We start from the raw sequence: 6,000 nt of genomic DNA, 5'->3' as shown, positions 1-6,000 counted from the left end.
CGCCGCACGCTGCGCAGCAGCGGCTCGATCTGCGCAAACTTCTCTCTGCTGACGTCGCTGGCGTAGGGCTTTCTCTTCACTCGGCTATTGTCGAGTCATAGAAGGATCGTAAACACGTTCTTAGAAAACAGAAGCTGATTGCGCTTGCTTTACAAGGATTTTCAATAGATTTCCATCTGCATTCCTTGAAAAACCAGCGCTGGCAGCTCTTCTTTTTACACCACGGTCGTGTCCTGCCCAGGGCCTCAGTCGTAGACCTCGGCGTCGGGGTTGGTGGCTTCCAGCTCGTAGCTGGCGGCCAGCATGGCCAGGCGCGCGATGACGCCGTACATGTAGAAGCGGTTGGGCGCGCTGGCACCGGGGTGCATGCCGGGCTGGGGCATGTGGGTGCTGTGCGCGAACGCCAGCGGCACGTAGCTGGAGCCGGGGGCGTTCAGGTTCTCGTCGATGCCGCGCTCGGGGTGCATGCGGTAGAAGCCGCCAACCACATAACGGTCCAGGGTGTAGACCACGGGCTCGGCCACGGCGTCGTTCATGCGCTCCGAGGTCTGCACGCCTTCCTGGATGATGAAGTCCTGCACCGACAGGCCATCCTTGATGATGCCCATCTTGTTGCGCGCCTTCTTGGTCAGGTCGTCCAGCTCCTTGGCGTCGCGCACCGTCATCACGCCCATGCCATAGGTGCCGTTGTCGGCCTTGACGATGGCGAAGGGCTTTTCCTTGATGCCGTATTCCTTGTACTTGCGGCGCACCTTGGTCAGCAGCGCATCCACCTGGGTGGCCAGGTTGTCCAGGCCCGCGCCTTCGTTGAAGTCCAGCTGCTCCACCTTGGCGAACAGGGGGTTGATCAGCCAGTGGTCAATGCCCAGCAGCTTGCCAAAGCGCTTGGCCACCTCTTCGTAGCTCTGGAAATGGCGGCTCTTGCGGCGCACGCTCCAGCCCGCGTGCAAAGGAGGCAGCAGGTACTGCTCGTACAGCTCTTCCAGGATGCCCGGCGCGCCGGCCGACAGGTCGTTGTTCAGCAGGATGGTGCAGGGGTCGAAGTACTTCAGGCCGATGCGGCGCTTGGTGCGGATCACCGGCTCCAGCAGCACGCTCTCGCCGTTGGGCAGCTTCAGCTCGGTGGGCTTCTTGATGTCCGGACTGATGGAGCCCAGGCGCGCATTCAGCCCCGCCATCTTGAAGATGCGCTGCAGCTGCGCCAGGTTCATCAGGTAGGAGGGGTTGCGGTTGTGGTTCTCCGGAATGATCAGGAGGTTGCGCGCCTCGGGGCAGATCTTCTCGATCGCAGCCATGGTGGCCTGCACCGCCAGGGGCAGCATCTGGTCGGTCAGATTGTTCCAGTTGCCGGGAAACAGGTTGGTGTCCACAGGGGCCAGCTTGAAACCGGAATTGCGGATGTCCACCGAGCTGTAGAAGGGCGGCGTGTGCTCCATCCACTCCAGGCGGAACCAGCGCTCGATGGCTGGCATGGAGTCGATGATGCGCTGCTCAAGCTCGTTGATCGGCCCGGTCAAAGCGGTGATGAGATGTGGAACCATGTATGTCCTCGAACGACGGTGGTTATGTAATTGTAGGTAATCGCTGCAAACTTAAGTGTTTACCCTTATGCACTGAATCATACGCAGGTGCTCACTCACCGGCGCCAGAATGCAGGGGTCAGCAGTGCGAGAAAGCTCAAAATCTCCAAGCGCCCCAACAGCATACCGAGCGTGCAGACCCAGATCTGAAAGTCCGTCAGCCCCGCGTACGAAGAGGCCGGTCCGATGCTACCCAACCCCGGCCCCAGGCAGTGCACGCTGGCCACCACGGCCGAAAAAGCCGTGATGGGATCCAGGTCTGTCAGCATCATCACCATGCTCAGCAGCACAATCGTGCCGCCATACACCAGCATAAACGCCAGAACGGCAAAAATCATGCGGTTATCCACGACGCGCCCACCCAGCACCACCGGTTGTACGGCGCGCGGGTGCACCAGCCGTGTCAGCTCACGCCGCGCCTGGCTGAACAGAATCAGCATGCGCATCATCTTGATGCCCCCGCCGGTCGAGCCCGCGCTGGTGGCCATGCCCGACAGGAACAGCATGAAGAACGGGGCGAACACCGGCCAGCTCAGGTAGTCGACCGTGGCAAAGCCCGTGGTGGTGGCCACCGAGACGGTGTTGAACATGCCGTAGCGGAAGGCCTCCAGCGGGCCGTACACGCCCTTGCCCCACAGCAGCAGCGACACCAGCACGCTGCTGCCCAGCAGCACGCCGACCGTGGCGCGCATCTCGGGGTCGCGCCAGAAGCCCTGCCAGTTGCCCTTGCGCATGGCCACGAAGTACAGCGCGAAATTGCAACTGGCCGCCACCATGAAGACGAAGGCGATGGCCTCCAGCAGCGGTGACTGGAAATGGCCGAAGCTGGCGTCGTGCGACGACAGCCCGCCCAGGCTCACCGTGGTGAACATGTGCATCAGCGCGTCCAGCGGCTCCATCCCCCCCAGCCAGAAAGCCAGCATGCAGGACACGGAGAACACCGCGTACACCCCCCACAGGCCCTTGGCCGTGCCGGTGATGCGTGGCGTCAGCTTGGTGTCCTTGACCGGGCCGGCCGCCTCGGCGCGGAACATCTGGCTGCCGCCCACGCCCAGCAGCGGCATGATGGCCACGGCCAGGATCAGGATCCCCATGCCGCCCACCCACTGCAGGAAGGTGCGCCAGATGTTGAGCGACACCGGCAGCTCGTCCAGGTTGGACAGCACGGACGAGCCCGCCGTGGTCAGCCCGGACACAGCCTCGAAATAGGCATAGGTGAAAGGCAGCTCGCGCCCCAGCAGGTGGTAGACCGCCATCATCGGCAGGGCCGCCGACAGCGGCAGGCAGACCCACACCAGGGTCACCAGGATCACGCCGTGGCGCGGCTGCAGCTCGCGCTTGTGGTGGCGCATGCAGAACCACAGCAGCAGCCCGGCCAGCGCCGTGGTCGCCATGGCGGCCGGCCAGGCGGGCCAGACCCCATCCTGCAGCCACCAGGAGGCCGCCAGCGGCACCGTCATGCCGAGGGCGAAGAACACCAGCAGCACGCCCAACACGCGCAGTACGGGAAACAGGTCTTGCATGCAGCGCTCCTGCGCGTTAGAAGAACGTGGCGCTGACGCGGAACAGCCGCTCCACCTCCTGCACCAAACGCTTGTTGGGCAGGAAGAAGACCACGTGGTCGTTGCTCTCGATCACGGTGTGGCTGTGCGGGATGATGACCTCGGGCTCCACCCCTTCGGCCTGGGCCTGGATGTCCTCGGTGTCCGGCAGGCCGCGGATGATCAGGCCGATGTGCACCTCGGGCGGCAGCTTCAGCGCCTCCACCGGGCGCCCCACCACCTTGGAACTCTTGCGATCGCCGCGCGCCACGATCTCCAGCGCCTCGGCCACGCCGCGGCGCAGGCTGTGCACGGCCTGCACGTCGCCCTTGCGCACATGGGCCAGGAACTCGCCCAGCATGGCCTGCGCGGGCGACAGCGCGATGTCGATCTGCGTGCCGTGCATCAGGTCGGCATAGCTGCGCCGGTTGATCAGCGCCAGCACGCGGCTGGCGCCCATGCGCTTGGCCAGCAGGCTGGCCATGATGTTGTTCTCGTCGTCCTCGGTGAGCGCCAGGAACAGGTCTGTCTCCTCCACGCTCTCGTCGGCGAACAGGTCCTCATCCGTGGGGTTGCCCTGCAGCACCAGCACCTCGCTGGGCAGGGCCGCCGCCAGCACCTCGCAGCGGCGCGGGTCGCTTTCGATGATCTTGACGATGAAGCGCCCCGGCTCGGTCGCCAGGGCCTGGGCCAGGTGCAGGCTGACCGGATCGCCGCCTGCTATCAAAATGCGACGCACTGCCCGCGCCGGCTGGCCGCTGGGGCGGTGAAAGACATTCAGCATCTGCTGCAGATGCTCGCTGGCGGCCAGCACGAAGACTTCGTCGCCCGGCTCGATGCGGGTGCTGCCGTCGCAGCGCACGAAGCGGTCGGGCTCGTCGGCAAAGCGCCGGTAGATGGCCACGATGCGCATCGCCAGCTCCGGGTGGTGCATGCGCACGTCGCCGATGCGCATGCCCACGCCCGGGGCCCCCAGCCGCGCGCGCACCGAGGACAGGCAGGCGCGCCCGCCGGCGAACTCGCGCACCTGCAGGGCATCGGGGTACTCGATGAGCTTCAGGATGTAGCGCATCACCGAGGCTTCGGGGCAGATGATGGTGTCCACCGCAAAGCCCTCGGGGCCCAGCAGCGGCTGCGACACATCAAAGCCCGCCGCCCGCACGCGCGCCACGCGGGTGCGCACACCGAACACCATGTGAGCGATCTTGCAGCAGACCAGGTTGGTTTCGTCCTGGGCCGCGCAGGCGATCAGCAGGTCGGTGTCGGCGGCGCCGGCCTCGGCCAGCACCTGCACGTCGATGCCGTTGCCCACGACCCCGCGCAGATCGAACCGGTCCTGCAGCTCCTGCAGGCGCTGGGCATCGGTGTCGATGACGGTGATGTCATTGCGCTCGGAGACCAGGCTCTCCGCCACGCTGTAGCCGACCCGGCCCGCCCCCAAGATGATGATCTTCATGCCCTGTCCTTGTGATGCAGGCGCCTGCCCAGGCCGCGCGGCCGACTGCCGCCGTCCGGCCTGCGGTCTTCAGCTGCGCACGTCGCCTTCGCCCAGCACGATGTATTTGAGCGAGGTCAGACCCTCGATGCCCACCGGACCGCGCGCATGGAACTTGTCGGTGCTGATGCCAATTTCTGCGCCCAGGCCGTACTCGAAGCCGTCGGCAAAACGGGTGCTGGCATTGACCATGACGCTGGCCGAGTCGACCTCGCGCAGAAAGCGCTGGGCGTGCACGTGGTCGCGCGTCAGGATGGCCTCGGTGTGGCCGCTGGAGTAGCGGTTGATGTGGGCGATGGCGGCGTCCAGGCCGTCCACCACCTTCACGCTGATGATGGGGGCCAGGTATTCCTCGCTCCAGTCGGCCTCGGTGGCCTCGGCCAGCTGGGCGCCGGCGACCTGGCGCAGGATGGCCAGGGCTTCGGGGCAGCCGCGCATCTCCACGCCCTTGGCGGCAAAGATGGCGCCGATCTTGGGCAGGAACTCCTGGGCCACGCCGCGCGCCACCAGCAGGCTTTCGGTGGCGTTGCAGGGGCTGTACTTCTGGGTCTTGGCGTTGTCGGTCACCTTGACGGCCAGCTCGATGTCGCATGGGTCGTCCACATAGGTGTGGCAGTTGCCGTCCAGGTGCTTGATCACCGGCACCTTGGCGTCGCGGCTGATGCGCTCGATCAGGCCCTTGCCGCCGCGCGGAATGATGACGTCCACATAGGCAGGCATGGCGATCAGCTGGCCTACGGCCTCGCGGTCCGTGGTCTGCACCAGCTGCACGCCGTGCTCGGGCAGGCCGGCTTCGGCCATGGCCTGGGCCACCAGGCGGGCCAGGGCCTTGTTGGAGTCGATGGCCTCGGAGCCGCCGCGCAAAATGCAGGCATTGCCGCTCTTGATGGACAGGCTGGCGGCCTCGATGGTCACGTTCGGGCGGCTTTCGTAAATCATGCCGAACACGCCGATGGGCACGCGCATCTGGCCGACGCGGATGCCGCTGGGCTGCTGCTTCATGCCCGAGATCTCGCCGATCACATCCGGCATGTGGGCCAGCTGCTCGCAACCCTGGGCGCAGGTCTCCAGCACCTTGGGCGTCAGGCGCAGGCGGTCGACCATCGGGTCGGACAGGCCATTCGCCACGGCCCGCTCCAGGTCCCGGGCGTGTCCACCTGCAGCGCCGCGACGTTGTCGCGCAGCAGGCGTGCCAAGGCCAGCAAGGCCTTGCTTTTGGTAGCAGCATTCGCCCGTGCCATCTGGGCTGCAGCCACTTTTGCTTGCAAACCCATGGTTTGCATGGTTTCGGCAATGTTCAGCGCGTTCATGCCCAGATTCTCGCCGAGAAGCGAGGTCTGTGCGGTGACAGGGCTGTCTGCCGCGCCCTACACTGCATGCCAAC

Annotated in this window: 3 protein-coding genes and 1 pseudogene; all 4 read right to left on the bottom strand. The window is 65.6% G+C overall.

The genetic code is table 11. From position 1 onward, the window contains the following. Window positions 1–245: 245 nt before the first annotated feature. The gene (gene gshA, locus SJH88_RS11825; protein ID WP_274754591.1) at window positions 246–1,541 is read right to left on the bottom strand and encodes a glutamate--cysteine ligase; all 1,296 of its coding nucleotides are present in this window, start codon (window positions 1,539–1,541) and stop codon (window positions 246–248) included. A 95-nt stretch (window positions 1,542–1,636) separates the two neighbouring features. Continuing rightward, window positions 1,637–3,103: a TrkH family potassium uptake protein gene (locus tag SJH88_RS11820; protein ID WP_274754590.1), complete on the bottom strand. Its 1,467-nt coding sequence runs from the start codon at window positions 3,101–3,103 to the stop codon at window positions 1,637–1,639. A gap of 16 nt (window positions 3,104–3,119) precedes the next feature. Continuing rightward, complete coding sequence (trkA, locus tag SJH88_RS11815) at window positions 3,120–4,577, bottom strand: Trk system potassium transporter TrkA (protein ID WP_260674413.1); 1,458 nt, start codon at window positions 4,575–4,577, stop codon at window positions 3,120–3,122. A gap of 69 nt (window positions 4,578–4,646) precedes the next feature. After that, a pseudogene (locus SJH88_RS11810) lies at window positions 4,647–5,926 on the bottom strand (glutamate-5-semialdehyde dehydrogenase). Between the last annotated feature and the right edge of the window lie 74 nt (window positions 5,927–6,000).

It is taken from the genome of Comamonas sp. GCA5, assembly GCF_036541385.1.
In the GTDB taxonomy this organism is placed as follows: Bacteria; Pseudomonadota; Gammaproteobacteria; order Burkholderiales; family Burkholderiaceae_C; genus Comamonas; species Comamonas aquatica.
The sequence above is the reverse complement of the archived record's forward strand: the minus strand, read 5'-3'. Positions and strand labels throughout refer to the sequence as shown.

Coding starts and splice junctions, on each gene's coding strand:
- gshA (WP_274754591.1), bottom strand. CDS start 1,541: ATGGTTCCACATCTCATCACCGCTTTGACCGGGCCGATCAACGAGCTT.
- SJH88_RS11820 (WP_274754590.1), bottom strand. CDS start 3,103: ATGCAAGACCTGTTTCCCGTACTGCGCGTGTTGGGCGTGCTGCTGGTG.
- trkA (WP_260674413.1), bottom strand. CDS start 4,577: ATGAAGATCATCATCTTGGGGGCGGGCCGGGTCGGCTACAGCGTGGCG.